Genomic DNA, 25,100 nt, shown 5'->3' on the forward strand with positions numbered 1-25,100 from the left:
GGGCCGGTCGCGGCGCGACCGGCCCACTGGGTCACTTCCTGCCGGGGGTCCAGTTCATGCCCCACCCATAGGCGTGGTCGATGGTGCGCTGCGGGCTGACGCCGCGCTCCGGGACCAGGTAGCGCGCCTCTCGCTGGACGACCAGGTCGCCGCCGGTGTTGGTGATGAGGGCGAGTGCGCACACGGTCGAGGGCACCGTGCACTCGTCGAGGGAGAACTCGATGGGTGCGCCGTGCTGCGGCTGGAGCGTGACCGTGGCGTGCAGATCGGCGAAGGAGCGGGCGCCTTCATAGATCGTCACGAAGATGAGGATGCGCCGGAAGCGCTGCTTGTGGTCGAGGTTGACGGTGAGGTTCTCGCCGCTCTCGACAGCGCCGGTGCGGTCGTCGCCGTCGAGGTGGATGTACGGCGGCTGGTGCACGGACCCGAAGGCGTTGCCCAGCGCCTGGACGACTCCCTTGCTGCCGTCGGACAGTTCGTACAGCGCGCACAGATCCAGGTCGAGGTCCGCGTGCATCGCCACCGCGCGGCCGCGTTTGCTGCCCCAGCCCGAGAACTGCTTGTGTACTTGCCAGTTGAGGTTCACCCGCATGACACCTGACGTTCCACCCTGTTTGGTCAGGGAGACCGAGGGGGCCTGCTTGGTGAGTGTGACCTTGGTGAGCCGGACCGGAGCCTGGGGCGGCGACGGAACAGAGGGCGTGGGCGCACCGTACGGGGCGGCCGGGGACGGCGGCGCATACGGGGAAGGGGGCGGCGGCGGTGCGCCGTACGGGGAGGTGGGAGGCGGCGCGGTGACCGGGGGGGCGACCGGTGGCGCCGCGGGAGCGGGCACGGGTGCCGAGGCGTTGGGCCAGTCGACGCGCGTGACGGGCGCGGCGGGCGGCGCCGTGTGCTGCGGCTCGTCCACCGTGATGCCGTAGTCGGTCGCCAGGCCCTCGAGCCCGCTGCTGTAGCCCTGACCGACGGCGCGGAACTTCCAGGCGCCCTGACGGCGGTAGAACTCCCCCAGCACGAAGGCGGTCTCGACGGTGGCGGCGGGGTCGAAGCGCGCGACCTCCGCACCCTGCTCGGCGTCCAGCACGCGGATGTAGAGACCGTTCACCTGCCCGAACGTCCCCCCGTCGGCGGAGGCGGCCAGCACCACCGACTCGATCGCCGGCTCCACGCGCGCGAGGTCCACGAGCAGCGTGTCCGTCACGTGACCGCCGACGCCCCGCTTCCCCTCGTGACGCACCGCTCCTGAGGAGTGATCGGGCTGGTTGTAGAAGACGAAGTCACCGTCGGTACGGACCTTGCCGGAGACCAGCAGCAGCGCCGAGGCGTCCGCGTCGGGCACGCCCGGCCCCGAACGCCATCCCAACTCGACGCGCAGCGCCTTCGTGGGAACCGGAAGGTTCGACCCCTTCGGCATTGACATGTCCGCCCCCCCATCGGGTGTCGCCGCACCGGGACCGAGCCCGGGCAGCGGGTTGCAACCGTTCCGGCCAACCTATTCCCCCGGGGTGCAAACTCCCATGAGCCGTACGCGAAGACGCTTGGTCAACCGCCGGTAACCCGCTGGGAACTCGGCCTTTACACGATCCAAACACCTCTTGCTGCCCTTTTTTGCCAAGTTCGCTCGCATTGGGGATCCCACGTCACCCCGGACACGGAAAACAACCCTCTTATCGGTCTCCCCAACCAGCACATCGTGGGCTTAACTTATGTGCCATGACCTCCCCCCGCTCCACCTATGGCGGCGGCTACTACTCCGCGTCGCCCTTCCCGGACACTCCGATCTACGACAGGCTCGTCGCCGAGCGGGGCACCCCGCAGATCGCTCCGATCCGGGTCCCCTCCGCGTACGAGACGCCGGGCAGCAACCTGCCGGCACTGCCGTCCGCGCTCCCCGCGCTGCCGGCTGCACCCTCCCCCCATGTCCCGTCCTACGGCTACCCGCAGGCTCCCCAGCCGGCGCCGCTGCAGCAGGCCCCGACCGCGTACATTCCGCAGCAGGCCGTCGGCCCGCGTGGTTACCCGGGCCCGCAGCAGATGCAGCAGCCGCGCCCCATGGCCGCGGGCACGGGCTACGAGGCGATGCGCCCCGCGGCACCGCGTCCGGTCCCGACTCCGTACCAGGACCCGTACAACAACGGTCAGCAGTACCGCGGCTACTGATCCACGTCACGGCATGAGGCCTTCGATCTGCGATGGCACGATGGCCTCATGCCGAATCCAGCGCTGCACTCGATTCACGTCCACCCGGTCAAGGCACTGCGGGGGCAGGCACCCCGCGAGGCCGTGGTGGAGCCATGGGGGCTGGCCGGGGACCGGCGCTGGGCACTGATCGACGACGCCGGCAAGGTGGTCACGCAACGCGAGCACCCGCGACTGGCACTGGCCGCCGCCGAGCTCCTGCCCGGCGGCGGCGTCCGTGTGTCCGCCTCCGGCCTGGAGCCGCTGACCGTGGCCGTGCCCGAACCGGCGGCCACCACGATCGCGAGATGGTCGGGCGAGAAGATCGAGACGGTGCCCGCGGGCGCCGAGGCACGTGCGTGGTTCAGCGCCTACCTCGGTGAGGACGTGACCCTCGTCCACCTCGACGACCCCGCCGTCCGCCGACCCATCGACGACCCGCCGTACGGCCGCCCCGGCGAGCGCGTCAGCCTAGCCGACGGCTACCCCCTGCTGCTCACCACGGTCGCGTCCCTGGATGCCCTGAACTCCCTGATCGAGCAGGGCGATCACCCGGACGAGGGCCCGCTGCCCATGAACCGCTTCCGGCCGAATCTCGTCATCGCCGGAACGGAACCCTGGGCCGAGGACGACTGGAAGCGGATCGCCGTCGGAGAGGTGACCTTCCGGGTCGCCAAGATGTGCGGGCGCTGCGTCGTGACCACCACGGACCAGCAGACCGTCGAACGCGGCAAGGAGCCGCTGCGCACCCTGGGCCGCCATCGCCGCTTCGGCGGCAAGCTGATCTTCGGCCAGAACCTGGTGCCGGAGACGACCGGCAGCGTCCGCATCGGCGATCCGGTCACGATCCTCGAATAGGGCGAGGCGAGAGATCGGTGGTCCCCCGGCCGGCCGCACCGCCGGCCGGCGAAATTCCGCGATTCACCGCTAGGGCGGGAACCCGGCCGGCTGACACGGTCGTTGACTCGGTGTGAGAAGTCCGTGAGAGAGGTGGGAGGCAGGGGAGAGGTGATTTGGCTCTCTCTTACCCGGCCTCGGAGGCGGACGGCGGGATGCGGGGGTTATCACGGAGGCGTGAGGGGGTGGCCACTGTGCGAGCGATCAGCGGCCTGTGGCACTGGCGGCGCAATCCATTGCGCCGTGGCACCGATCTGGCCGAGGCCTGGCTGGCGTTGACCGTCCTCTTCCTGATACTCGTCACGGCTCCCCTCGTCGGGGCCGTGACCGGATCCGTCGCCCAGGGCTCCCTGCAGCGGGCCGTCCGTGAGCAGCAGCGCTCCAGACACCTGGTGGCGGCCACCGTGGTCAGGAAGCTCGGCCCCGCCCCCATCGACGCGGACCCGGAGTCCACGGCGGCGCGGGACACACACAGCCGCGTCCTCGCCGACTGGACCGCGCCGGACGGCACCGCACAGCACGGCGCGGTCATCGCCGACCTCAAGTCCCCGCACCGGGGTGACCACTTCCCCCTCTGGACCGACGGCCACGGGCGGATAACGGGCCGTCCGCTGGACAGGGCCAGCGCGACGACGCACGCCGTGCTGGCGGGCATCGGCGCGGCCGCGATGACCGCGGGTCTCATCGAGGGGTGCCGCCGGCTGATCGTCTGGCGCATGGTCCTTCGCCGGTACGCGCGCTGGGACCAGGCATGGGACAGGGCGGGCCCGGACTGGGGCCGCACCGGAACGGGCAGTTGAGCTCCGCCTCCGGTCAACCGGCCGTGTCCGCGCACGCTACGGTGGACCGGCCGGACCGGTCCGCTGTCCGGCATCTTCGCGAGACCCGCGTGAGTACGAGGTGGGGGCACAGCATCGCCATGGCACAGGGCACGGTCCAGGTGACGCACACCGGCACATCACGGTGGCGGCGCCGCACGGGTGAGTACGCGTCGCTCGCCGCCGCCCTGGAGGCCGCGGGCGACGGAGATGTGCTCACCATCGCCCCCGGCACCTACCGGGAGAACCTCGTCGTCCAGCGGGCGGTGACCCTGCGCGGCCCCGAAGGCTCCCCCGGCTCCGTGCGCATCGCTCCGGTGGACGGAGTGCCGCTGACCGTGCGGGCCTCCGCCGTGGTCCAGGACCTGCACGTCGAGGGCCAAGACGCGGCAGCGCCCGCGCTGCTGGTCGAGGAGGGCACGCCCGAACTGACGGACCTGCGCATCATGACCCGGTCGGCGGCCGGGATCGAGGTCCGCGGCGGCGCGCGCCCCACGGTGCGGCGGTGCACGGTCGACAACCCGGCCGGCATCGGCATCGCCGTCGTGGACGGTGGTGGCGGTGTGTTCGAGGAGTGCGAGGTCGTGGCGGCCGCGCAGTCCGGCGTCGCGGTCCGCGGCGGCGGACGCCCGCGGCTGGAGCGCTGCCGGGTTCATCACACCTCGGGCGCGGGCCTTTCGGCGACCGGGGAGAACTCCTCGCTGGAGGCCGTCGGTTGTGAGGTGTACGAGATCCGGGGCTCCGGTGTGCAGGTGACCACGCGGGCCACGGCGCATCTGACCGACTGCGATGTGCACCGCACGACCGCGGACGGCGTCACGCTCGACACGGACGCGGTACTGACGCTCGCCGACAGCCGCATCCATGACATCCCGGAGAACGCGGTCGACCTTAGGTCCCGCTCTGTCCTCACGCTGACCCGCACGACGGTGCGCGAGTTCGGGCGCAACGGCCTGTCCGTGTGGGACCCGGGCACCCGGGTGGACGCCAACCAGTGCGAGATCTTCGACAGCACCGGCGACTATCCGGCGGTGTGGATCAGCGACGGCGCGACCGCGGTCCTGGAGTCGTGCCGGGTGCACGACGTGCCGGACGCCCTGTTCGTCCTCGACCGGGGCTCCCGCGCGGACGTCGTGGACAGCGACCTCACACAGGTGCGCAACACGGCGGTGTCGGTGAGCGACGGTGCCACCGCGCAGCTGGACGACTGCCGGATCCGGGACGCGGCGACGGGCGCCTGGTTCCGGGACCACGGCAGTGGCGGAACGCTGTCCGGCTGCACCATCGACGGCACCCAGACCGGTGTCATCGTCACCAAGGGCGCCGATCCCACCATCGAGCGGTGCTCGGTGACCTCCCCGGCGGAGGCGGGTTTCTACGTCTCGGCGGGCGGCCGGGGCAGCTTCCTGAACTGCCGCGTCACCGGCAGCGGTGGCTACGGCTTCCATGTGATCGACGGCTGCCGGGCCACCCTGAGGAAGTGCCGCACGGAGCGATGCGCACGCAAGGGCTACGAGTTCACGGACGGCGCCCCGGGAGCGTCCGACGGCGGCGCGATCGTCGAGGACTGCACCAGCGACGAGAGCGCCGGAGTGCGTCCGACGGCCGCACTGGAGACCGCCGTGCAGACGGCGGACCGGTCCCCCGGGCTGCTGGGCTCCATCCCCGGCCAGCGCACGACCGAACAGGAGCCGCTCCTTGCGCCCCTCCCCGAACCGGACAAGCCGACGCGCACCTCGAAGGCCGTGCTCGGCGAACTCGACGCGCTGGTCGGCCTGGAGAGCGTCAAGCGCGAGGTACGCGCCCTGATCGACATGATCGAGGTGGGGCGCCGGCGGCAGGAGGCCGGGCTCAAGGCGGCGTCGGTGCGGCGGCATCTGGTGTTCACGGGCTCCCCCGGCACCGGCAAGACGACGGTCGCCCGGCTGTACGGGGAGATCCTGGCCTCGCTCGGTGTCCTGGAGAAGGGTCATCTCGTGGAGGTGTCCCGGGTCGACCTGGTCGGCGAGCACATCGGCTCCACGGCCATCCGCACCCAGGAGGCCTTCGACCGGGCCCGTGGCGGGGTGCTGTTCATCGACGAGGCGTACGCGCTGTCGCCGGAGGACTCCGGGCGCGACTTCGGCCGCGAGGCGATCGACACACTCGTGAAGCTGATGGAGGACCACCGCGAGGCGGTCGTGGTGATCGTGGCGGGTTACACCACCGAGATGGAGCGTTTCCTGTCCGTCAACCCCGGTGTGGCGTCCCGTTTCTCACGGACCATCACCTTCGGTGACTTCGGCCCCGAGGAGCTGCTGCGGATCGTGGAGCAGCAGGCCGAGGAGCACGAGTACCGGCTGGGGCCCGGGACCGGCGAGGCGCTGCTGAAGTACTTCACGGCGATCCCCAAGGGACCGGCGTTCGGCAACGGCCGCACCGCACGCCAGACCTTCGAGGCGATGGTGGAACGGCACGCCGGCCGGGTCGCCCAGCTGGTGGAGGCGAACACCGACGATCTGACCCTGCTCTACCCGGAGGACCTGCCGGAGCTTCCCTGATCCGGGCTCCCGGTGCTCCCGGGCTGCACGCCCGGCCCTGGAGGCGTTTGGGCCGGCCTCGGTCCCGGGATGCCCGGCCTCAGCCGCTCCAGCAGGTGCTCGCGCTCCTCGGCGAACGCGGGGTCCGTCGGGTAGCCCCCGTGTCCGAGGATCGGCGCGGGCAGCGGGTGCTGTTCGGTGCGGCCGTAGGCGCGCGGGTCCTTCAGCGGTGCCCGGTCCACCTGCGGGCCGCACTCGCCGGGCAGCCCGATCGGACCGCCGATGGGGTCGGTGAGCCGGTAGAGATTGCGCCAGCAGGCGACCTCGCGGTGCAGTGAAGTCAGCGCTGCCGGGCCGAAATACGCCGGGAACCAGCGCCCGTACAGCCGCTCCAGGGGCGAGCCGTAGGTCAGAAGGGCCACGTGCCTGCGCACGGAGGGCTTGAGCTGCCAGGCGGCGGCCGCCGCCAGCACGCTGCCCTGCGAGTGGCCGCAGAGGACCAGGCGTCCGCCGGTGGTACTCGTCCAGGTGGCCATGCGCCAGGTCAGGTCGGGCACCGCGCGCTCGGCGTAGCAGGGCGGGGCGAAGCGGTGGGCGGCGCGCGGCCAGAAGGTGCCCACGTCCCACAGGATGCCGATGGTGCGCCGCGCCGAGGCGTCCTTGTACGCCCGGCGCCCCCAGGTGACGAACAGGAGGAAGCCGACGCCGATCAGCCAGGAGCCGAGCGTCTGGGCGGTCTCGGCGGCGCCGCTGACGAAGGGCGGGGTGCCCTCTGCGGCCCGGTCCGGGGTGGCTCCGGTGGCCAGGGCCCCCACGAGGGCGGCTGCGCCGAGGAGAAGAGTCGTGGCGCCCGTGAAGGCGACGAGAAGCGGGGCCCGGTCGGTGAGCGCGGCCATGGCACGCGTGCCGGCGATCTGCGCGGTGCGGGCGTCGTCCTCGGGCTGGCCCGGGTAGTCGAGTTCGACCGCGAGTTGCTCGGCACGTCGCAGCATCACGGTGCGCCGCGCCAGCCAGGCGCCGACGCCGAGCAGCACGAGCAGCAGCGGAGGGATGGTGGACGCCTGCCAGGTGAGCAGTACGGGCGGGCCCGCGATGCTGTGCACGGTGCCGTCCAGCCAGTCGGCCACCCGCTGGGCCACGCCGCCGGACATCACCCCGCCGAGCGCACAGGCCAGCAGCGCGACGGCGGGTCCGGCCAGTCCGCGCATGGCGGTGCGGGCGTCGGGGCGGGCCCGGTGGAGGACCTGGGCCACCACGCCGAGCACCAGGACGAGCAGTCCCTGGATCAGGGCGAGCGTGCCGAAGGTGGCGTCACCCGGCAGCAGTCCCGTCGACCTCCAGTCCGGCCGCGACCAGCCGGCGTACACCGCGGTCGCCACGAGCAGAGCGAGCGCGCCGGCCGGCAGCAGCCGCACGACTGTCCCGTCGAGATCCGTGTCGAGCCGTTCTTCGGTGCGGCCCCGGCGGCACACCACCCACACCACGACCACCGTGCCGACGAGGAGGCCCGCACCCAGGAGCCGGCCGACGACCTCGAGTCCGGCGGAACCGTAGTGGAGGTCGTACCGCACGGCGCAGGTGCCGAGGGCGGCGGCGACGGTCAGGAGGCCCGCGGCGGTGTGCGCGGCGCGCAGCCGGGCCACCAGGCGGCGTCCGTACCAGAACCCGGGGCGGCCGAGTGCGATGCGGTGCTGCTCCTCGTCCGGCTCCGTCTCGTCGGCGATGGGCTGCTGCGACTCGTACGCGCTCCAGGTCCGGCGCGACAGATACCAGAGCAGGCCGGTCAGTGCCGCGGGCACCAGCGCCGCCAGCACCAGGCGCCGCCCCGGCTGGCTCCACCAGCCATGGTCGGACAGGGCGGGCGAGAGGAAGCCGAGCCACGAGTGCCGCGCGGCACACGCGCGGGTGCCCGCGCACTGCCAGGCAGTCAGATCGAGGGCGACCTCGCAGGCGGCGGCGACCAGCAGCACGGTCAGGGTGAGCCCGATGAGGCGCACGATCAGGCCGTACAGGCGCACGGCTCTTTGCCGGCCTGTCGTCGTGGGGTGCATCCAGTGCGCGAGGTTGGCCACCATGAAAGGCAGCAGCAACAGCCACAGGGCACGGGCGGCGTTGCCGGAAGTGAGGTTGCACCACACATACGCCTCGGGCACCGGCTGGTCCCCGCGCTCCCCTGGGTTGCGTTCGGCGTCGGCGTCGGCGGTGCGCCGGTAGACGGCGGCCGTCTCGTCGCCGGTGATCCGGACCGTCCGAGGATCGCCCAGCATCTCCTCGGGTGTGGTGCCACCGACCCCATGAACCAGGAGTTCCAGGGCCGTTCCGGGCCGCGCGGTCCGCCGGCCGGTGTCGCCGCGCTCCCCCTCGTGTTCCCGTGCACGCTCCACTGTTCCGCACTTCCCCCGCGCCGCCTACCGTGTGTCATGTGCAGGCAGATGATCTCCTCTGTCATGGGTGCGCACACCCGTTGTCACGGAATCTCCCCGATACGGGTGACTCCTGCGGACAGCGGATGGTGATTCCTGCGGTACGGGGGGTGGCGCCACCGGCGGCGACCCATGCGAGGATGAGGCGTCCCCGGCACTCATGGCGGGAGAATGGCCTTGTCGGAGCCGGTGTGGACGCCAAGTCGCAGCAGATCGGGCGAAAGGGAGCGAAGCGGACGTGAGTGAGAATCAGAACCTCCTCGCGGAACAGCGCCGCGCCCTGATCGTGGACGAGGTACGACGGCGCGGCGGGGTTCGTGTGAACGAGCTGACCCGCAAGCTCGGCGTCTCCGACATGACGGTCCGGCGCGACCTCGACGCGCTCGCCCGCCAGGGCGTACTGGAGAAGGTGCACGGCGGCGCGGTGCCGGTGGTGGAGGCGAGCACCCACGAGCCGGGGTTCGAGGCCAAGTCGGGTCTGGAGCTGACGGCCAAGGAGGACATCGCGCGGACCGCGGCCGAGCTGGTCGCACCGGGCTCGGCGATCGCTCTGTCCGGCGGTACGACGACATACGCGCTCGCCCACCATCTCCTCGATGTGCCGGATCTGACCGTCGTCACCAACTCGGTGCGCGTGGCCGACGTCTTCCACTCGGCGCAGCGCACGTCCGGCCGGCGGCAGGGCGGCGCCACCGTCGTGCTGACCGGCGGTGTGCGGACTCCCTCCGACTCGCTTGTGGGGCCCGTGGCCGATCAGGCGATCGCCTCGCTCCACTTCGACCTGCTCTTCCTCGGCGTCCACGGCATATCCGTGGTGGCGGGCCTGTCGACGCCGAACCTGGCGGAGGCGGAGACCAACCGGCGGCTCGTGCAGTCCGCACGCCGGGTCGTGGTGGTCGCCGACCACACCAAGTGGGGGACGGTGGGACTGAGTTCGTTCGCCGCACTGGAGCAGGTGGACACACTGGTGACCGACGGCGGGATGCCCGCCGAGGCGCGCAGGGAGATCGCGGAGCACCTCAGGCGGCTGGTGGTGGCCGGGGAAACCGAAGAGCATACAGACATCTGACAGCTCACCGGCTATGGTGACGCCGGCCCGGCACCCCCGCTTCCGTTCGGGAACTGCGCTTCCCTCGAGGAGGTTGCGTCCATGGCACGTCAGCTGCGCCCGGTGGGGCTCGACTTCCTGGTGACCGCTCCCGTGCGGCTGGTGTTCGCGCGGGAGATCACGGCACCTCCCAAGGCGGTCTTCGGGGCCCTCGCCGACGACGTCCCGGGCTGGAGCGACTGGTTCTCCGCCGTGACCCTCGCCCGGCCCCTCGACGAAGGCGCCCGGCGTGATGTGCGTCTGACGGGCGGCGCCCGCTTCCTGGAGACGGTCGTGGCGGCCGAGCCGGACGAGGTGTACGCGTACCGGGTCGACGAGACGGGCGTGCCCGGGATCCGTGCGCTCCTCGAGGAGTGGCGGCTCACGCCCGCCGGCCCGGGCACCCGGGTTCAGTGGACCTTCGCGGCCGACGGGCCCGCGGTCCTCCGGTTCGCGCTGAAGGGCGCCCGCGCGGGTCTGGGACACGCGTTCCGCGGCGCGGTCACGGCACTGGACCGGAGGCTGACGAGGGTGGGCCCAGGATCAGCCCGGCCACACCCCGGTCGCCAGCAGTGACTCGATGACCGCCGTGTACGGAGCGATGTCCAGCCCCTCCTCGGCGAGCCACGCGTCCGAGTAGTACTTGTCCAGATAGCGGTCGCCGGGATCGCACAGCAAGGTCACCACGCTGCCCGTGCGCCCCTCGGCCACCATCTCGGCGACGATCTTCAGCGCGCTCCACAGGCCCGTGCCGGTCGAGCCGCCCGCCTTGCGGCCGATTGCTCCCTCCAGGGCCCGTACGGCGGCGACGGCGCCCGCGTCCGGGACCTTCATCATCCGGTCGATGACGCCGGGCACGAAGCTCGGCTCCATCCGGGGCCGCCCGATGCCCTCTATGCGCGAGCCACAGTCACAGGTGACGTCCGGATCGCCGGTCGTCCACCCCTCGAAGAAACACGAGTTCTCCGGGTCGGCCACGCAGACCCGGGTGTCGTACTGCATGTAGTGCACATACCGCGCGATGGTCGCCGAGGTGCCTCCGGTGCCCGCCGTGGCGACGATCCACGTCGGCACCGGGAACCGCTCCAACTCCATCTGACGGAAGATGGATTCGGCGATGTTGTTGTTGCCGCGCCAGTCCGTGGCCCGTTCCGCGTAGGTGAACTGGTCCATGTAGTGGCCGCCGGTCTCCGCCGCGAGGGCGGCCGAGGCCTCGTACATCTTGCGCGAGTCGTCCACGAAGTGGCACCGCCCGCCGTGGAACTCGATGAGCCGGCACTTCTCCGCGCTCGTCGTGCGCGGCATGACCGCGATGAAGGGCACGCCGATGAGCTTGGCGAAATAGGCTTCGGAGACGGCGGTCGAACCGCTGGACGCCTCGATCACCGGGCGGTTGGGGCGGATCCACCCGTTGCACAGGCCGTACAGGAAGAGGGACCGGGCGAGGCGGTGCTTGAGGCTGCCGGTGGGGTGGGTCGACTCGTCCTTCAGATACAGGTCGATGCCCCACTGCTCGGGCAGCGGGAAGCGCAGCAAGTGGGTGTCCGCCGAGCGGTTGGCGTCGGCCTGGACCTTGCGGACAGCCTCTTTGAGCCAGGCGCGGTACTCGGCATCGGTGCGGTCGACGTCGTACGTCCCACTGGGGCGGGTGATCTGCGGAGTGCTCACCGCGGGGCTCCTTACCGGGGTGCTCCGACGCCTCGTTCACACGGTCGGACGCCTCGATGATAGACATCTTCGGCACGCTTCTCACCTGCATAAACACCCCTTTGAGCTGCTCAAAGGCTCCCTGGGGAGGACGACGCAAAACGTTGGGGGCGCATCCGCGCGAGTGCGCCGGATACCCTGCGCGACCCCACCGTGCACACTGGTGCGAGGCGCCGGGGGCAGGCAGACTGCACCGCGGGGACGCCGATCGCCGCGGTCGGGCACCGCGCGGACGCCGACCCCTGAGGCGCGGCAACCTGGATGACACAGCCACTGGATCACGACCGAACTCGATCAGGGCCACACCGGATCGCTACCACGGGCGATCCGGACCGGGCACAGCCGAACGCAGCGAAGGGGCGGGACATCATGGCGGAGCCAGAGTTCACGGCCATGGGCGTGCGCATCGGAAAGGGGCTACGGTCACTCACCCGGGCCGGACAGGTCCGGATCAGCGACGGCAGACTGCGGCTGCTCACCAGCTACGGCAGCGAGATCGACAGCGCGCCGGTGCAGGCGGTACGGGTCTCCAGGCCGTGGTTCGCGCCGCATGACCGGGCGTCAGCCGATGTCAACGGCACCCGCTATTCACTGATCCTCGGCGACCACGACCCCGCCCCCGGGCAGCCGGGGCCCCCGTCGGCACGCCGGTTCGTCGACGCGGTCCGCAGGGCGGCAGGTCGCGACGGCTGAACGCGGCGCGAGTTGCAGGAAGGCACCCCCTGAGTCACGCTGGTCTCACATCACTCTGGGTTTACCGGCGATCACGCTGAAGAACCAGCCCGCCGGTCACGACGCGGGCGGCCCCCGTACGAAGCCGTACCGCACCAGGCGGCCGGAGTACTCAGCCGCACAGCAGGCGGCGGTACGACCGGCCCTCCTGCTGGATCCGATCTCCGTCTTCTTCCGGACCTCAATTCGGGGAGTCGCAGCCGTGATCAGCCAGCCAAGCAGGCACTGCACGGTGGAGCTCCAAGCCCTGCCGTGGCGGATCGGTCAGGTCCGCAGAATCGTATCGGCGCAGTTGCGCTACTGGCATCTGGATCCCTTGATAGACCGGGCCGCACTGGGTGTGACGGAGTTGTTGACCAACGTCCACCTCCATGCCCAGCCCGACAAGACCTGCACCGTGGAGATGGAGCTCCTGCTCGACCGCCTCACCGTCTCGGTGCACGACCACGATCCGCGCCTGCCGGAGCTGTGCGACGCGGGTGTCTCCGCCACCAGCGGACGGGGTCTCGCGATGGTCGCGGCGGTGTCCGACAGCTGGGGAGCGCGCCCGGACGGCGACGTGGGCAAGGTCGTGTGGTTCACGCTTCCCGCGCCGTCCTCGGCACCGCCCCGGCCGGTGCACGGCCTGGCCCCGTACGAGAAGGCGCTCGACGCGTCGGCCCACACGCTCGCGGTCGACGAGCACGGCACACCACACACTCCCGCCCGGTCCGCCGTTGCAGGCTGACCGGGCGGTGAGCCCTCCTTCGGTGCGTTCCTGACGCGGGCCTCGCGCGGATCATTCCGTGGCGATGGCGCGCAGGATGTCCAGGCGGGCGGCCCGCCGGGCGGGGCGCAGCCCGGCGAGCGCACCGGCCGCGAGGCCCACCAGCGCCACCACGAGGAGTTGTGCGGGCGGCAGAGCGAAGGCGAACGCGGTGGCGGAGGCTCCGTCGGACGACTTCACCAGCACCCAGCCGAGGAAGGCGCCCAGGACAAGGCCGCCCGCCGTGCCGAAGGCGGCCACGAGGACCGACTCCCAGCGGACCATGGCCCGCAGTTGGGACCGGGTCTGGCCCACCGCCCTGAGGAGGCCGAGCTCACGGATGCGCTCGTGGACCGCCAGGGTCAGGGTGTTGGCGATGCCGAGCAGGGCGATGAGCACGGCCAACGCGAGGAGTGCGTAGACCAGGGTGAGCATCATGTCGATGCCACCGGCCGACGACTGCGCGAACTCGTCCCGGGTCTGCACCGAGGGATTGCCGTACCGGGCGGCGACCTTCTGCACCGCGGCTTTCCCCTCGGCCGTGGCGACACCGGGCTTGAAGGACACGGCGACGAGCGTGTCGGAGTCCTGGGTGCGGTGCGGAGCCCAGGCGGCGCGGGTGATCACGTAGTCGCCGGCGAGTTCGGAGCGGCCGTAGACCGCGCGGACCGTGAACAGGCGCGTGGTGCCGTCGGTGAAGGTGAGCCGCGCGGTGGTGCCCAGGGTCAGGTGCTGCTTGTCGGCCTCCTGCTCGCTGATCGCGATGCCGTCGCGGCCGAGATGGCCGAGAGAGCCGTGTACGGGTGCGAGACCGAAGACCCTGCCGAGGGCGACGGGGTCGGTGACGGTCAGCGCCCGTCCACTGCCGTCCACCTTCGCCACCCCGCGGCCGAGGCCCACGGCGTCCTCGACGCCGGGCTGGCGGGCGATCGCGGAGGCCAGCCCCGGGCTCAGCCCGCTGCCGCCCGCACCGAACGACGGGGTGCTGACGGCGACATCTCCGGCGAAGGACCGGGACACGGTCTGGTCCATGGTGGCCTTCAGGGACGCGCCGAACACGGTGAACAGGGAGACGACGGCGACGCCGATCATCAGCGCACTCGCGGTGGCCGCGGTCCGCCGCGGGCTGCGCAAGGCGTTGCGGCGGGCCAGGCCGCCGGTGACGCCGCGCAGCCGGTCGAGCGGGGCGCCGAGGACCTGCACGGCCGCACGAGAGGCGACCGGTCCGAGGACCACGAAGGCGGCCAGGGCGAGCACGGCGCCCAGACCCGCCAGCCACAGCGAGGAGTTCACCAGTACCCCGGTCAGGGTGCTCACGACGGCCACCGCCATGAGTGCGCCGCCCACGATCGCACGAGTGCGCGAGGCGCCGGACCGGTCGACGGCGCTTTCGCGCAGCGCGGCCAGCGGCGCGGTGCGCCCGGCCCGTACGGCGGGCAGCAGGGCGGAGCCGAGGCACACCACGGCACCGACCACCAGCGGCAGCACCAAGGACAGGCCACTGATCACCAGATCGCCGTCGGGGAAGGGGAACCCGATGGCCGGGAAGAGGGCCTGGAGCCCCGCCGCGATGCCGAGGCCGCCCGCCAGCCCCGCGGCCGACGCGACGACGGCGACGGCGCTCGCCTCGAGCAGAGTGGCGACGGTGACCTGACGGCGCGCCGCGCCGAGGGCCCGCAGGAGGGCGTTCTCCCGGGTGCGCTGAGCGACGACGATCGCGAACGTGTTGTGGATGGAGAAGGTCGCCACGAGCAGTGCGACACCGGAGAACACCAGGAGGAAGGTGGTGAAGAGGGTCAGGAACTGACTGGAGATCATGTCCGTGTTCTCCTGGGCCGACTCCTGGCCGGTGATGGCCTCGACTCCTTTGGGCAGCGCACGCGTCAGTCGGGCCACGAGCTCCGTCTGGCTGACCCCGGGACGGGCACGCACCTGGATGCTCGCGGCCTGACCGGGCCTCGCGGTGAGGTACTTCTCGGCGTCTGCCTCGATCATTCCGGTGAAGGTCACCTGCGCCATGCCGTCCTGGCCGCCGAAGGTCGCGAGGCCGACGATCCTGACCTGCACGGGATCGGGCGTCCGCAGGGTCGTGGTGTCGCCGATCCGCAGGTGCCCCTTCTTGGCCGCCCCTCGGTTGACGATGACTTCGCCGCTCTTCGCCGGGGCCCTGCCCTCGGCGAGTCGATAGGGGTTGAGCTGCGCGTCCGTGATCCAGTTGCCCGCGAGGGTGGGCGGACCCTGGCCGCCGATGGGCTTGCCGTCGGCGCCGACGAGCTGGCCCCGGCCCTGAATGCCCGCTGCCGCCGCGGCCACGCCGGGAACCTTTTCGACGGTGCGGACCAGCGAGGTGTCGACGGGCTGTCGTGCGCCCTGGCTCTCACCGGGCGTGGTGATGGTGCCGGCGCTGCGCACGACGGCGTCGGTCCCCGCGGTGGCGTCGCCGAACATCGTGCTGAAGCTCGCGCGCAGCGTGTCGCCCATCACCAGCGTGCCCGCGAGGAAGGCGACGCCGAGGAACACCGCGGCGAACGTACCGGCGAAGCGCCTCTTGTGGGCGCGCAGCGAGGAGGCGCCGAGGCACACGGACGCGTTCACGACCTCACCTCGAAGGCCTTCATACGGTCGAGGACCTTCTCGGGCGTCGGTGACTCCATGCGGTCCACCAGGCGCCCGTCGGCGAGGAAGACGACCTCGTCGGCATGGGAGGCGGCGACCGGGTCGTGGGTGACCATGACCACGGTGCGGTCCATCCCGCGCACCGCCCTGCCGAGCAAGCCCAGCACCTCCTCGCCGGTACGGGAGTCGAGGTTGCCGGTGGGTTCGTCGGCGAAGACGACATCGGGCCGGCCGGCGAACGCACGGGCCACGGCGACGCGTTGCTGCTGGCCTCCGGAGAGCTCGGCGGGCCGGTGGTGCAGCCGGTCCCGCAGTCCCACGACGTCGATGAGGGCGTCGATCCACTCCTGGTCGCCCCGGCGGCCGGCCAGGTCGACGGGCAGGGTGATGTTCTCTGCGACGGTCAGTGTCGGCACCAGGTTGAAGGCCTGGAAGACGAAGCCGATGCGGTCGCGGCGCAGAAGGGTGAGGCGGCGGTCGTCGAGCCGGCTCAGATCGGTGTCGCCGATGAAGGCGGAGCCCGAGGTGAGCGTGTCGAGGCCGGCCGCGCAGTGCATCAGGGTGGACTTGCCGGAGCCGGAAGGTCCCATGATCGCGGTGAAGCGGCCGGCCGGGAAACCGATGCTGACCCCGTCCAGGGCCCGCACGGCGGTCTCGCCGGCGCCGTACACCTTGACGGCGTCGACGACCCGGGCGGCCATGCCGGGGGCCGTGGTCGCAGAGGCGGCGCGCTGGGAGTCCCTCGAGACATGGTGCCCGGGGAAAGCCTCGTCCGGAGTGGCGGTGGGCGTCGGGCGGGAGGTCATGCGGCACCGCCCTTGCCCGTGCGGCCGAACTGCTCGTCCAGGACGGAGAGCCGGCGCCAGTACTCGTCCTCGTCGATCTCCCCGGAGGCGAAACGGCGGCCGAGCACGGCGATCGGCGAGTCGCCCGCCGTACGACCCTCCAGGCCGCGCCAGGGTGCGCCGCGGCGGTGCCAGGCGGTGCGGCGCAGGACGGTCACGACGCCGAGCACGACGGCCGCCCAGATCAGCGGGAAGAACAGGATCCAGGGGCCGGGGCCGGGGCCGCCGTCCCAGTGGGCCAGGGTCTGCATCTCGGGTCATCTCCTCGGTGGGTTCTGCGGTGATGACTCGAGACTCGGGCAGGAAGGGGGTCCGGGTCGTCGTACGGCCAGCGGCAGTGCGCATACCGCCCGGGGAGTACGCGAGCGCTCGGTCCCTGCTCCCACTCCCGGCCTCGACGTGGACGGCAACGGGCGGTCCTCACCGAGCACTTCGCAGGGAGCGGCGGGCAGAGCCACCGGCCGCCGTACGAGGTCGGCAGGCCCCGCCCTCTGTTTCCGTGCCCGAGAGCCGCCTCCCGGCCTTCTTCCTCGACCGGTGGCGCGGGGTCATGCGCAGTCTCCCGGGGAAGGACACGGCCGCCGGGATCGCGCGCGGGACGGCGGAGACCATCACACCGGCGACGGTGCGGACGGCCACTCGCGGTGATGCTCGCCCCGGACGTCGGCGGCCGCGGTCAGGCCAGCGCCGCCAGCGGATCGTCCAGTACCGGCTGCCAGGCCAGCTCCGCCGCGCCCACCAGGCTGTTGTGGTCCAGCGTGCAGGGGAGGATGGGGACTCCGCCGCTGCTGCGGCCCCACAGACTGCGGTCGGCGACCACCGCGCGGAGCCGCTCGGGGTCGGCCTCCACGAGCGTGCGGTGGAGCCCGCCGAGGATGATGCGGTCCGGGTTGAGGATGTTGACCAGTCCGGCAAGACCGAGGCCCAACCGGTCGATCAGTACCTCGACGGCGGTACGCACGGCAGGGTCGGCAGGGTAACCGGTGCGGATGAGGTCGTCGGCCTGCTGGAGCTGCGAGACCTCCGGGCCGGCGTCGCGGCCGGCCTCCTGCAGGAACGCCAGCGGATCCGCTTCCACGTCGAGGCAGCCTCGGCTGCCGCAGTGGCAGGGCCGTCCCTCGGGGTTGACGGTGAGGTGCCCCACCTCGAGCGCGAGCCCCGAACTGCCGGTGTGCAGCCGACCGTCGAGCACCAGCGCACCGCCGACGCCCCGGTGCCCGGTGGCCACGCAGAGCAGATCCCGGGAGCCGCGGCCCGCGCCGTGCCGGTGCTCGGCGAGCGCGGCGAGATTGACGTCGTTCGCGGCGAAGGCGGATCGGGTGATGCCCGCGGCGCGCACGCACTCGGCGAAGATCTTCCGCACCGGAGCACCCACCGGCCAGGCCAGGTGGAGGGGGTTGAGCGCGAGTCCCTCGGGTTCCGCGACCGCGGACGGCACGGCGAGCCCTGCGCCCACGCAGCGTCGTCCCGTCTCGTGCAGCAGACCGGCGCCCGCCTCGACCACCGAGCGCAGCACCTTCGCCGGATCGGCGTCCACGGTCTCGCAGCCGGGCGCGGTGGCGACGATCCGGCCGCCGAGCCCGACGAGCGCGGCCCGGAAGCCGTCCGCGTGCACCTGGGCGGCGAGCGCGACAGGGCCGTCCTCGGCGACCTCCAGCCGGTGCGAGGGCCGGCCCTGCGCACCCGCGGCGGCACCCGGGTGCGCGTCCACTCTGATCAGCCCCAGCGCCTCCAGCTCCGCCGCCACCGCTCCGGCGGTCGCCCGGGTGACACCCAGCTCGGAGGTGAGCACGGCACGCGTCGGCGCACGTCCGGTGTGCACCAGCTCCAGCGCGGGGCCGAGCGCCCCGCGCCCCCGGTCCAGCCGCGTCCGTGTGTTCCCTTCCCCTGACGTCCGGGGGGCCGCCTTGCCAGTCATGAAGGGGAGTCTCCCATGATCCGCTCGGGGCCGGTCCGCCAGCCGCCGACCCGCAGCGTGATGTTCAGCCGCCCCGTCAGCCCCAGCCAGGGCGGCGCCGTCCCCGGCTGCACCCGCGGCACCCCGTGGTAGGCGAGCCGTGCCGGGCCGCCGAAGACGAACAGGTCCCCGCTGCGCAGCTCCACGTCCGTGTAAGGGCGCGTCCGGGTCTCGGTGTTGCCGAAGCGGAAGACACAGGTGTCGCCGAGGCTCAGCGAGACGACGGGAGCGTCGGACTTCTCGTCGCTGTCGCGGTGCATGCCCATGCGGGCTCCGGCGCCGTAGAAGTTGATCAGCGCGATGTCGTACGGCTCGGACGGCGCCTCCCGCGGGCCGAGGGCGGCGGTCACCGCCTCACGGCCGAGGTCGGCCAGCCAGTCCGGCAGAGGCTTCACGGGGGCGCCGTCGCCGTCGACCGCCGTGCGGGCATAGCCGTACGGGTACCAGTGCCGGCCGAGGCAGACCTGCCGCGAGGTCATCGTGCCGCCGCCGGGGGTGCGCACGGTCCGCAGTCCCGCGGGCGGCCGGGCCCACTCCCTACAGGCCGCGAGGAGCCGGAGGCTGCGATCCGCGCCCAGCCAGTCGGGCACATGGACCGCGCCGGGCACGACCTCGCTCCGGCTTCGCGGGAACAGCTCGGCGTCCATGGCCCCATCATCACGCATCAAGCGCGGACGGAGACCGGGTCGACAGGGTCCCCTGGCGCGGCCGAGCCGCGGCGGTCCGGCGGCTCGTGCGGGGGGTCCGGCGGGCGGCGGCCAGGACCACAGCGCGAGCCCGGCTGCCCCCACACATCGGCCGACGACCGGGACCCGCGACCTGCTCGGCTAGCCTGGACGCACGATGAACGACCGTTTGACCACGCCCTGGGGCGAGTACGCGCTGACCCGCTTCCCCGAGGATCCCCGCGACCGGCTGCGCGCCTGGGACGCATCGGACGCGTATCTGCTGCGGCACCTCGCGGCGAACGGCACCCCGCTGGGCGGCACGGTCGTGGTCCTCGGAGACCGATGGGGGGCCCTCACCACGGCGCTCGCGACGCATCGCCCGACACAGATCACCGACTCGTTCCTGGCCCACGAGGCGACCCGGGAGAATCTGTCACGCAACGGCGTCGACGCCGACGCGGTACGGCTGCTCACCACGCGCGACACACCGCCCGCCCGGATCGACGTGCTCCTCGTCCGGGTGCCGAAGAGCCTCGCGCTCCTGGAGGACCAGCTGCACCGACTGGCGCCCGCGCTGCACGAGAAGTCGGTGGTCGTCGGCGCCGGGATGGTCAAGGAGATTCACACCTCGACGCTGCGGCTGTTCGAGCGGATCATCGGCCCCACGCGCACCTCGCTGGCCGAGCAGAAGGCCCGGCTCGTCTTCTGCACCCCCGACCCGGCACTCGGCCGGGGTGCCGACCCATGGCCGTACCGCTATGAACTCCCCGGGGACATCGGCCTGTTGTCCGGCCGCACCGTCACCAACCACGCGGGGGTCTTCTGCGCCGACCGCCTCGACATCGGAACCCGTTTCTTTCTGCGCCATCTGCCGCGCAGCCGGGGCGCCGAGCGGGTCGTGGACCTGGGCTGCGGCAACGGGGTCGTGGGGCTGGCCGTCGCGCTGGCCAACCCGGAAGCCGAGCTGGTGTTCGTCGACGAGTCCTACCAGGCAGTGGCCTCGGCGGAGGAGACATACCGGGACAACGCCGGGCGGCCGGCGGAGTTCCGCGTCGGCGACGGCCTGGCCGGGGTGCCGGCCGCGAGCGTCGACCTGGTCCTGAACAACCCGCCGTTCCACTCCCACCAGGCGACGACGGACGCCACGGCCTGGCGCATGTTCACCGGAGCACGGCGCGCCCTGCGCCCGGGCGGCGAGCTCTGGGTGATCGGCAACCGCCATCTGGGCTACCACGTGAAGCTGCGCCGCCTCTTCGGCAACAGCGAACTGGTCGCGAGCGACGCGAAGTTCGTGGTCCTGAAGGCCGTCAAGAAGTAGCCGGTCCGTCGACCGGGCCACCCCGTACGGCACGCGACGGCGCGCTGGACGCGACGCGCCCCGCCTCCGGCCGGACGTGTCCGCCGTCCCCGGTATCGGCCCGTCCCCCGGTATCCGCCCGTCCCCGGTGCTCCAGCCGCGACCATCTCCTCCCGGAACCCGCCGATCTCGGCCCACGACGATCTGTACCGATCGAGCCGGCGCCCATGGCCAGGACAGAGGATCAGCGTCACGACACCCGGCGACGGCCGCTCCGTACGCACCGAGGCGGGCCGTCCCACGAGCACCTCGCTTCCCGTGCCCCCCTCTTCCCCTGCGCCTAAGCTGTACGTGCGGTGCCCGCGCCGGGCGCTCACAGGAGGCTGAGCGGGCGCACAGGAGGCTGAAATGGCCGAGACGACTTTCGAACAGTATGTCCCCGGGGGCTCCCGCTACCTGCCGATCGCGGACCACGGGCTGATCGGTGATCTGCGCACGGTGGCCCTGGTGGGGACCAACGGCACCATCGACTGGTACTGCTGCCCGGCCTTCGACCGCCCCAGTGTCTTCGGGGCGATCCTGGACGCCGATCGGGGCGGATGCTTCGAGCTGGCCGCGACCGTACCCGCGCGGACCAAGCAGTTCTACTTCCCCGACACCAACGTCCTGATCACACGGTTCTTCACGGAGGACGGCGTCGGCGAGGTACAGGACTTCATGCCCGTCGGCGAGAACTGTGTCGAGTGCGAGCGGCACCGCCTGATCCGCCGAGTCCTGTGCGTGCGCGGCTCCCTGCCCTTCCGGGTCCGGGTGGCTCCGCGGTTCGACTACGGCAGGCAGCCGCACACCGTCCAGTTGCTCGGCGACGTGGCCGTCTTCGAGTCCGCCGATCTGTCGCTGGCGCTGACCTCCACCATCCCCCTCGAGGGCGACGACGTCGACGTATGGGCGGACTTCAAGCTGTCCGAGGGCGAGTCGGCGGTGTTCGCGCTCGACCAGGTCGCCGCTGATCTGGCACCCCGCATGTGTGCGCGCGCCGAGGCGGAGCGGCAGTTCGCCACCACGGTGGAGTACTGGCGGCGCTGGTTGTCCGCGTCCCGCTACCGCGGCCGGTGGCGGGAGATGGTGCACCGCTCCGCCCTCACGCTGAAGCTCCTCACCTACGCCCCGACCGGCGCCATCGTGGCCGCGCCCACCACCAGCCTGCCGGAGAAGCTCGGCGGCGAGCGCAACTGGGACTACCGGTACGTCTGGGTACGCGATGCGGCCTTCTGCGTCTACGCCCTGCTGCGCCTGGGCTTCCCGGGCGAGGCGGCGGCCTTCATGAATTTCGTGACCAGGCACATCATTCCGGGCGACGGCGGTCCCTCGGGCCCGCTGCAGATCATGTACGGCATCGACGGCCGCACCGACCTGCCCGAGTATGAACTGGACAACCTGGAGGGTCACCAGGGATCCGCGCCGGTACGGATCGGCAACGCCGCCGCCGACCAGCTCCAGCTGGACATCTACGGCGCGCTCATCGACTCGATCTATCTGTACGACAAGTGGGCGCAGCCCATCTCCAGCGACCAGTGGGACGACGTCTGCAAGCTGGTCGACTGGGTCTGCGCCCACTGGGAACAGTCCGACGAGGGCATCTGGGAGACCCGCGGCGGCCGCAAGAGGTTCCTCTACTCACGGCTGATGTGCTGGGTGGCGATCGAACGCGCCATCCGGATCGCCACCCACCGGGGGCTGCCGGCCGACCTGCCGCGGTGGCGGCAGTGCCGTGACACGATCTACCGGCGGATCATGCAACGAGGCTGGTCCGAGGCACGCTCCGCCTTCGTCCAGCACGAGGACGACGACGTGCTCGACGCGGCGCTGCTCATGATGCCGCTGGCCAAGTTCATCGCGCCCACCGATCCCAAGTGGTTGTCCACGCTCGACGCGCTCACCCAGGACCTGGTGTCCGACTCGCTGGTCTACCGCTACGACCCGCAGGCGAGTCCGGACGGGCTGCGGGGCGACGAGGGCACGTTCTCCATCTGCTCGTTCTGGTACGTCGAGGCGCTGGTACGGGCCGGGCGCCTGGACGAGGCACGGCTGGCCTTCGAGAAGATGCTCACCTACGCCAACCACCTGGGCCTGTACGCCGAGGAGATCAGCCAGTCCGGCGAACAGCAGGGCAACTTCCCACAGGCGTTCACGCATCTGTCGCTGATCAGCGCGGCGTTCAATCTGGACCGGGCGCTGGGCTGAGGGCACGCGTCGCGCCCGGCACCCGTGTCTCCCTGGCATGCACCGCGACCACTGACATGCGCCGCGACCACACGACCGGCGGGACGGGTCATCCGGGATTCGGGATTCCGGGTGCCCGCACCCGCGCTCTGTCAGCTCCCTTGCACCACTCGGGACAGCCACCTAACCTGCATTTGTGCCGCTACTAAACAAACTCACCCCGCACAGCGCCGTGCCGGGCAGTGACCTCACCCGTCTGCGCATCGCCCTCACCGCCTTCTTCGCCCTTGACGGCTTCATCTTCGCGGGCTGGGTCGTCCGCATTCCGGCGGTCAAGGAGCAGACGGGCGCCTCGGCCGGGGCCCTCGGGCTCGCACTGCTCGGGGTCTCCGCCGGCGCGGTGATCACCATGACGCTCACCGGACGGCTCTGCCGCCGCTTCGGCAGCCATCCGGTGACCGTGGTCTGCGCCGTCCTGCTGTCACTGAGCGTGTCCCTGCCCCCTCTGACGCACTCGGTGCTCACGCTCGGGCTCGTACTGCTGGTCTTCGGAGCGGCTTACGGCGGCATCAATGTGGCCTTCAACAGCGCCGCCGTCGATCTGGTCGCGGCGCTCCGCCGGCCGATCATGCCGGGCTTCCACGCCGCGTTCAGCCTGGGCGGCATGGTGGGCGCCGGGCTCGGCGGCCTCGTCGCGGGATCCCTGTCCCCCACCGTGCACCTGTTCGGCCTCACCGTGATCGGTCTACTGGTGACCGCGGTCGCCGGGCGCACGCTCCTTCGGGAGGAGCCTGCGGTGCCGCCCGAGCGCGCCCGGCCCGAACGCACATCGCACCACCCGGACATACGCACCCGCGGCCTGGTCACCGTCTTCGGCCTGATCGCGCTCTGCACCGCGTACGGCGAGGGCGCCATGGCCGACTGGGGTGCGCTGCATCTGGCGCAGGATCTCCACGCCCACCCGGGTGTGGCGGCGGCCGGTTACTCGTGCTTCGCGCTCGCCATGACGGTGGCCCGGGCCGGCGGGACCAGACTGCTGGAACGCCTCGGGCGGGTCCGTACGGTGGTGGCGGGCGGCGCCACGGCCGCGGCCGGGATGCTGCTCGGATCGCTCGCGCCCTCCGTGTGGGGAGCCCTGCTCGGCTTCGCGATCACCGGGCTCGGCCTCGCCAACCTCTTCCCGGTCGCGGTGGAACGCGCCGGCGCGCTCGCGGGGCCCAGCGGGGTGGCGGTCGCCTCGACGCTCGGCTACGGCGGCATGCTGCTCGGCCCGCCCGCGATCGGGTTCATGGCGGAGTGGTACTCGCTGCCCGTGGCGCTCACCAGTGTGGCCGTCCTGGCGGCGATCGCCTCGGCCATCGGCTACGGAACGCGCCACGCGTCCTCAGGCCCCCGGTGACGCCACGGGGAGAGACCAACCGATGCGGCGTCCACCTGCCGCTGATTGCGGTGCGGCTTCGAACCGGGCACCAGGGCGGCCGAGACGAAACATCGCCCGGCTCTGCCCGGTGCGGTCCCCGCTCTCCCGTAGGCCGCACCACATCCGGCACACTCGCCTCATGGAGACTGCCGAGTTCGTGAAGGTCCTGGACCGTGAGGGCCGGCTGCTGGCCGCCGCGGCCGAGGAGGCGGGCGCCGAAGCCGACGTACCGTGCTGCCCGGACTGGCAGGTACGGGACCTGCTGCGACACACGGGCATGGTGCACCGCTGGGCCGCGGCCTTCGTCGTCGACGGGCACACCGCGTACCACCCCGACGACGGGCTGCCCGACCTCGACGGTGCCGAGCTGGTGGGGTGGTTCCGGGAGGGGCACCAGCACCTGGTCGACAGCCTTTCCTCGGCAGCGCCCGACGTGCGGTGCTGGCACTTCCTGCCCGCGCCCTCGCCGCTCGCCTTCTGGGCCCGCCGGCAGGCGCACGAGACGACCGTGCACCGGAGCGACGCGGAGTCGGCGCGCGGCGGCACGCCCACCGGCATCGACCAGGACGTCGCCCTCGACGGCATCGACGAGTTGCTGGGCGGCTTCCACGCCCGCAACCGGAGCCGGGTACGCAGCGAGGAGCCGCGCGTCCTACGGCTGCGGGCCACGGATGCCGACGACGCCGTATGGACGGTACGGCTGTCCACCGAGGCGCCCGTCACCGAGCGGGGCGCCGCCGGGAAGGCGGACTGCGAAGTGAGCGGACCGGCGGCGCGGCTGTACCTGTCGCTGTGGAACCGGGCGCCGTTCCCGGAAGTCACGGGTGACGCCGCGGTCGCGGCACTGTGGCGCGAGAAGTCCGCCGTCACCTGGAGCTGAGCCGAGTCCATCCGGGGTTGGGCCGGGGCCGTCCGGTGTTGGGCCGGGGCCACCCCGAGTCGGGCCTGGGCCATCCGGGGTTGGGCCG

General features: G+C 72.0%; 20 protein-coding genes. 12 read left to right on the plus strand and 8 right to left on the minus strand.

Features of this window, described 5'->3' with window-relative positions; translation table 11 throughout:
• Positions 1-31: 31 nt before the first annotated feature.
• Entirely contained in the window at positions 32-1,420 is a 1,389-nt protein-coding gene (locus ABZ904_RS23605) for a TerD family protein (protein WP_360993913.1), read from the minus strand.
• 293 nt (positions 1,421-1,713) lie between these two features.
• Here ABZ904_RS23605 and ABZ904_RS23610 point away from each other — a divergent pair, with 293 nt between their 5' ends.
• From ABZ904_RS23610 to ABZ904_RS23625, 4 genes are all read left to right on the plus strand, one after another.
• Positions 1,714-2,160 (plus strand): DUF6643 family protein, encoded by a 447-nt coding sequence (locus tag ABZ904_RS23610; protein ID WP_359396494.1) that lies wholly within the window; start codon positions 1,714-1,716, stop codon positions 2,158-2,160.
• 48 nt (positions 2,161-2,208) lie between these two features.
• Positions 2,209-3,036 carry an MOSC N-terminal beta barrel domain-containing protein gene (locus ABZ904_RS23615; protein ID WP_360993916.1) on the plus strand — a complete coding sequence of 276 codons (828 nt, stop codon included), beginning with the start codon at positions 2,209-2,211 and terminating at the stop codon, positions 3,034-3,036.
• Positions 3,037-3,269: 233 nt separating this feature from the next.
• Positions 3,270-3,875, plus strand: coding sequence for a hypothetical protein (locus ABZ904_RS23620; RefSeq protein WP_360994134.1), 606 nt, complete (start codon positions 3,270-3,272; stop codon positions 3,873-3,875).
• A 119-nt stretch (positions 3,876-3,994) separates the two neighbouring features.
• A complete protein-coding gene (locus tag ABZ904_RS23625) occupies positions 3,995-6,433 on the plus strand; it encodes a right-handed parallel beta-helix repeat-containing protein (protein ID WP_360993919.1) in 2,439 nt (812 codons plus the stop codon).
• Here the strand turns inward: ABZ904_RS23625 and ABZ904_RS23630 are convergent.
• Entirely contained in the window at positions 6,403-8,679 is a 2,277-nt protein-coding gene (locus ABZ904_RS23630) for a hypothetical protein (RefSeq protein ID WP_360994137.1), read from the minus strand. The genes ABZ904_RS23625 and ABZ904_RS23630 overlap by 31 nt on opposite strands.
• Before the next feature lie 394 nt (positions 8,680-9,073).
• On the opposite strand from ABZ904_RS23630, the gene ABZ904_RS23635 reads away from it, so the two are divergent.
• Positions 9,074-9,904 carry a DeoR/GlpR family DNA-binding transcription regulator gene (locus tag ABZ904_RS23635; protein WP_360993922.1) on the plus strand — a complete coding sequence of 277 codons (831 nt, stop codon included), beginning with the start codon at positions 9,074-9,076 and terminating at the stop codon, positions 9,902-9,904.
• 81 nt (positions 9,905-9,985) lie between these two features.
• Positions 9,986-10,498, plus strand: a complete 513-nt coding sequence (locus ABZ904_RS23640; RefSeq protein WP_360993925.1) for an SRPBCC family protein — start codon at positions 9,986-9,988, stop codon at positions 10,496-10,498.
• On the opposite strand, the gene ABZ904_RS23645 is transcribed toward ABZ904_RS23640, so the two are convergent.
• Positions 10,466-11,590: a PLP-dependent cysteine synthase family protein gene (locus ABZ904_RS23645; protein WP_359396506.1), complete on the minus strand. Its 1,125-nt coding sequence runs from the start codon at positions 11,588-11,590 to the stop codon at positions 10,466-10,468. The two genes, ABZ904_RS23640 and ABZ904_RS23645, sit on opposite strands and share 33 nt — an antisense overlap.
• Positions 11,591-11,998: 408 nt before the next feature.
• Here ABZ904_RS23645 and ABZ904_RS23650 point away from each other — a divergent pair, with 408 nt between their 5' ends.
• Together ABZ904_RS23650 and ABZ904_RS23655 are read left to right on the plus strand one after the other, a co-directional pair.
• Positions 11,999-12,322 carry a hypothetical protein gene (locus ABZ904_RS23650; protein ID WP_360993929.1) on the plus strand — a complete coding sequence of 108 codons (324 nt, stop codon included), beginning with the start codon at positions 11,999-12,001 and terminating at the stop codon, positions 12,320-12,322.
• Positions 12,323-12,563: 241 nt separating this feature from the next.
• Positions 12,564-13,088, plus strand: a complete 525-nt coding sequence (locus ABZ904_RS23655; protein ID WP_359396510.1) for an ATP-binding protein — start codon at positions 12,564-12,566, stop codon at positions 13,086-13,088.
• 51 nt (positions 13,089-13,139) lie between these two features.
• Here ABZ904_RS23655 and ABZ904_RS23660 read toward each other — a convergent pair whose 3' ends face one another.
• The 5 genes from ABZ904_RS23660 to ABZ904_RS23680 form a co-directional block, all read right to left on the minus strand.
• Positions 13,140-15,701: an ABC transporter permease gene (locus ABZ904_RS23660; protein ID WP_360993932.1), complete on the minus strand. Its 2,562-nt coding sequence runs from the start codon at positions 15,699-15,701 to the stop codon at positions 13,140-13,142.
• Entirely contained in the window at positions 15,698-16,423 is a 726-nt protein-coding gene (locus tag ABZ904_RS23665; RefSeq protein ID WP_360994140.1) for an ABC transporter ATP-binding protein, read from the minus strand. Before ABZ904_RS23665 ends, ABZ904_RS23660 begins: the two co-directional genes overlap by 4 nt.
• Before the next feature lie 101 nt (positions 16,424-16,524).
• Positions 16,525-16,818 (minus strand): SHOCT domain-containing protein, encoded by a 294-nt coding sequence (locus tag ABZ904_RS23670; RefSeq protein WP_359396515.1) that lies wholly within the window; start codon positions 16,816-16,818, stop codon positions 16,525-16,527.
• Positions 16,819-17,243: 425 nt separating this feature from the next.
• Entirely contained in the window at positions 17,244-18,485 is a 1,242-nt protein-coding gene (locus ABZ904_RS23675; RefSeq protein WP_360993935.1) for an ROK family protein, read from the minus strand.
• A complete protein-coding gene (locus ABZ904_RS23680) occupies positions 18,482-19,171 on the minus strand; it encodes an alpha-ketoglutarate-dependent dioxygenase AlkB (protein WP_359396520.1) in 690 nt (229 codons plus the stop codon). Before ABZ904_RS23680 ends, ABZ904_RS23675 begins: the two co-directional genes overlap by 4 nt.
• 196 nt (positions 19,172-19,367) lie before the next feature.
• Between ABZ904_RS23680 and ABZ904_RS23685 the strand changes: the two genes are divergently transcribed.
• The 4 genes from ABZ904_RS23685 to ABZ904_RS23700 all read left to right on the plus strand — a co-directional run bounded on the left by ABZ904_RS23685 (position 19,368) and on the right by ABZ904_RS23700 (position 25,012).
• On the plus strand, positions 19,368-20,510 hold the full coding sequence (locus tag ABZ904_RS23685) for a methyltransferase (protein WP_360993940.1): 1,143 nt from the start codon (positions 19,368-19,370) through the stop codon (positions 20,508-20,510).
• A 387-nt stretch (positions 20,511-20,897) separates the two neighbouring features.
• Positions 20,898-22,733: a glycoside hydrolase family 15 protein gene (locus tag ABZ904_RS23690; RefSeq protein WP_360993943.1), complete on the plus strand. Its 1,836-nt coding sequence runs from the start codon at positions 20,898-20,900 to the stop codon at positions 22,731-22,733.
• Between the two features lie 211 nt (positions 22,734-22,944).
• A complete protein-coding gene (locus tag ABZ904_RS23695) occupies positions 22,945-24,111 on the plus strand; it encodes an MFS transporter (RefSeq protein WP_359396577.1) in 1,167 nt (388 codons plus the stop codon).
• A 160-nt stretch (positions 24,112-24,271) separates the two neighbouring features.
• Positions 24,272-25,012: a maleylpyruvate isomerase family mycothiol-dependent enzyme gene (locus tag ABZ904_RS23700; RefSeq protein WP_360993946.1), complete on the plus strand. Its 741-nt coding sequence runs from the start codon at positions 24,272-24,274 to the stop codon at positions 25,010-25,012.
• The last annotated feature ends 88 nt before the right edge of the window (positions 25,013-25,100 follow it).

The organism is Streptomyces sp. NPDC046900 (assembly GCF_040644975.1).
GTDB lineage: Bacteria > Actinomycetota > Actinomycetes > Streptomycetales > Streptomycetaceae > Streptomyces.

Coding starts and splice junctions, on each gene's coding strand:
- ABZ904_RS23630 (WP_360994137.1), bottom strand. CDS start 8,679: ATGCTGGGCGATCCTCGGACGGTCCGGATCACCGGCGACGAGACGGCC.
- ABZ904_RS23690 (WP_360993943.1), top strand. CDS start 20,898: ATGGCCGAGACGACTTTCGAACAGTATGTCCCCGGGGGCTCCCGCTAC.
- ABZ904_RS23700 (WP_360993946.1), top strand. CDS start 24,272: ATGGAGACTGCCGAGTTCGTGAAGGTCCTGGACCGTGAGGGCCGGCTG.
- ABZ904_RS23605 (WP_360993913.1), bottom strand. CDS start 1,420: ATGTCAATGCCGAAGGGGTCGAACCTTCCGGTTCCCACGAAGGCGCTG.
- ABZ904_RS23675 (WP_360993935.1), bottom strand. CDS start 18,485: ATGACTGGCAAGGCGGCCCCCCGGACGTCAGGGGAAGGGAACACACGG.
- ABZ904_RS23650 (WP_360993929.1), top strand. CDS start 11,999: ATGGCGGAGCCAGAGTTCACGGCCATGGGCGTGCGCATCGGAAAGGGG.
- ABZ904_RS23670 (WP_359396515.1), bottom strand. CDS start 16,818: ATGCAGACCCTGGCCCACTGGGACGGCGGCCCCGGCCCCGGCCCCTGG.
- ABZ904_RS23625 (WP_360993919.1), top strand. CDS start 3,995: ATGGCACAGGGCACGGTCCAGGTGACGCACACCGGCACATCACGGTGG.
- ABZ904_RS23615 (WP_360993916.1), top strand. CDS start 2,209: ATGCCGAATCCAGCGCTGCACTCGATTCACGTCCACCCGGTCAAGGCA.
- ABZ904_RS23640 (WP_360993925.1), top strand. CDS start 9,986: ATGGCACGTCAGCTGCGCCCGGTGGGGCTCGACTTCCTGGTGACCGCT.
- ABZ904_RS23685 (WP_360993940.1), top strand. CDS start 19,368: ATGAACGACCGTTTGACCACGCCCTGGGGCGAGTACGCGCTGACCCGC.
- ABZ904_RS23610 (WP_359396494.1), top strand. CDS start 1,714: ATGACCTCCCCCCGCTCCACCTATGGCGGCGGCTACTACTCCGCGTCG.
- ABZ904_RS23665 (WP_360994140.1), bottom strand. CDS start 16,423: ATGGCCGCCCGGGTCGTCGACGCCGTCAAGGTGTACGGCGCCGGCGAG.
- ABZ904_RS23680 (WP_359396520.1), bottom strand. CDS start 19,171: ATGGACGCCGAGCTGTTCCCGCGAAGCCGGAGCGAGGTCGTGCCCGGC.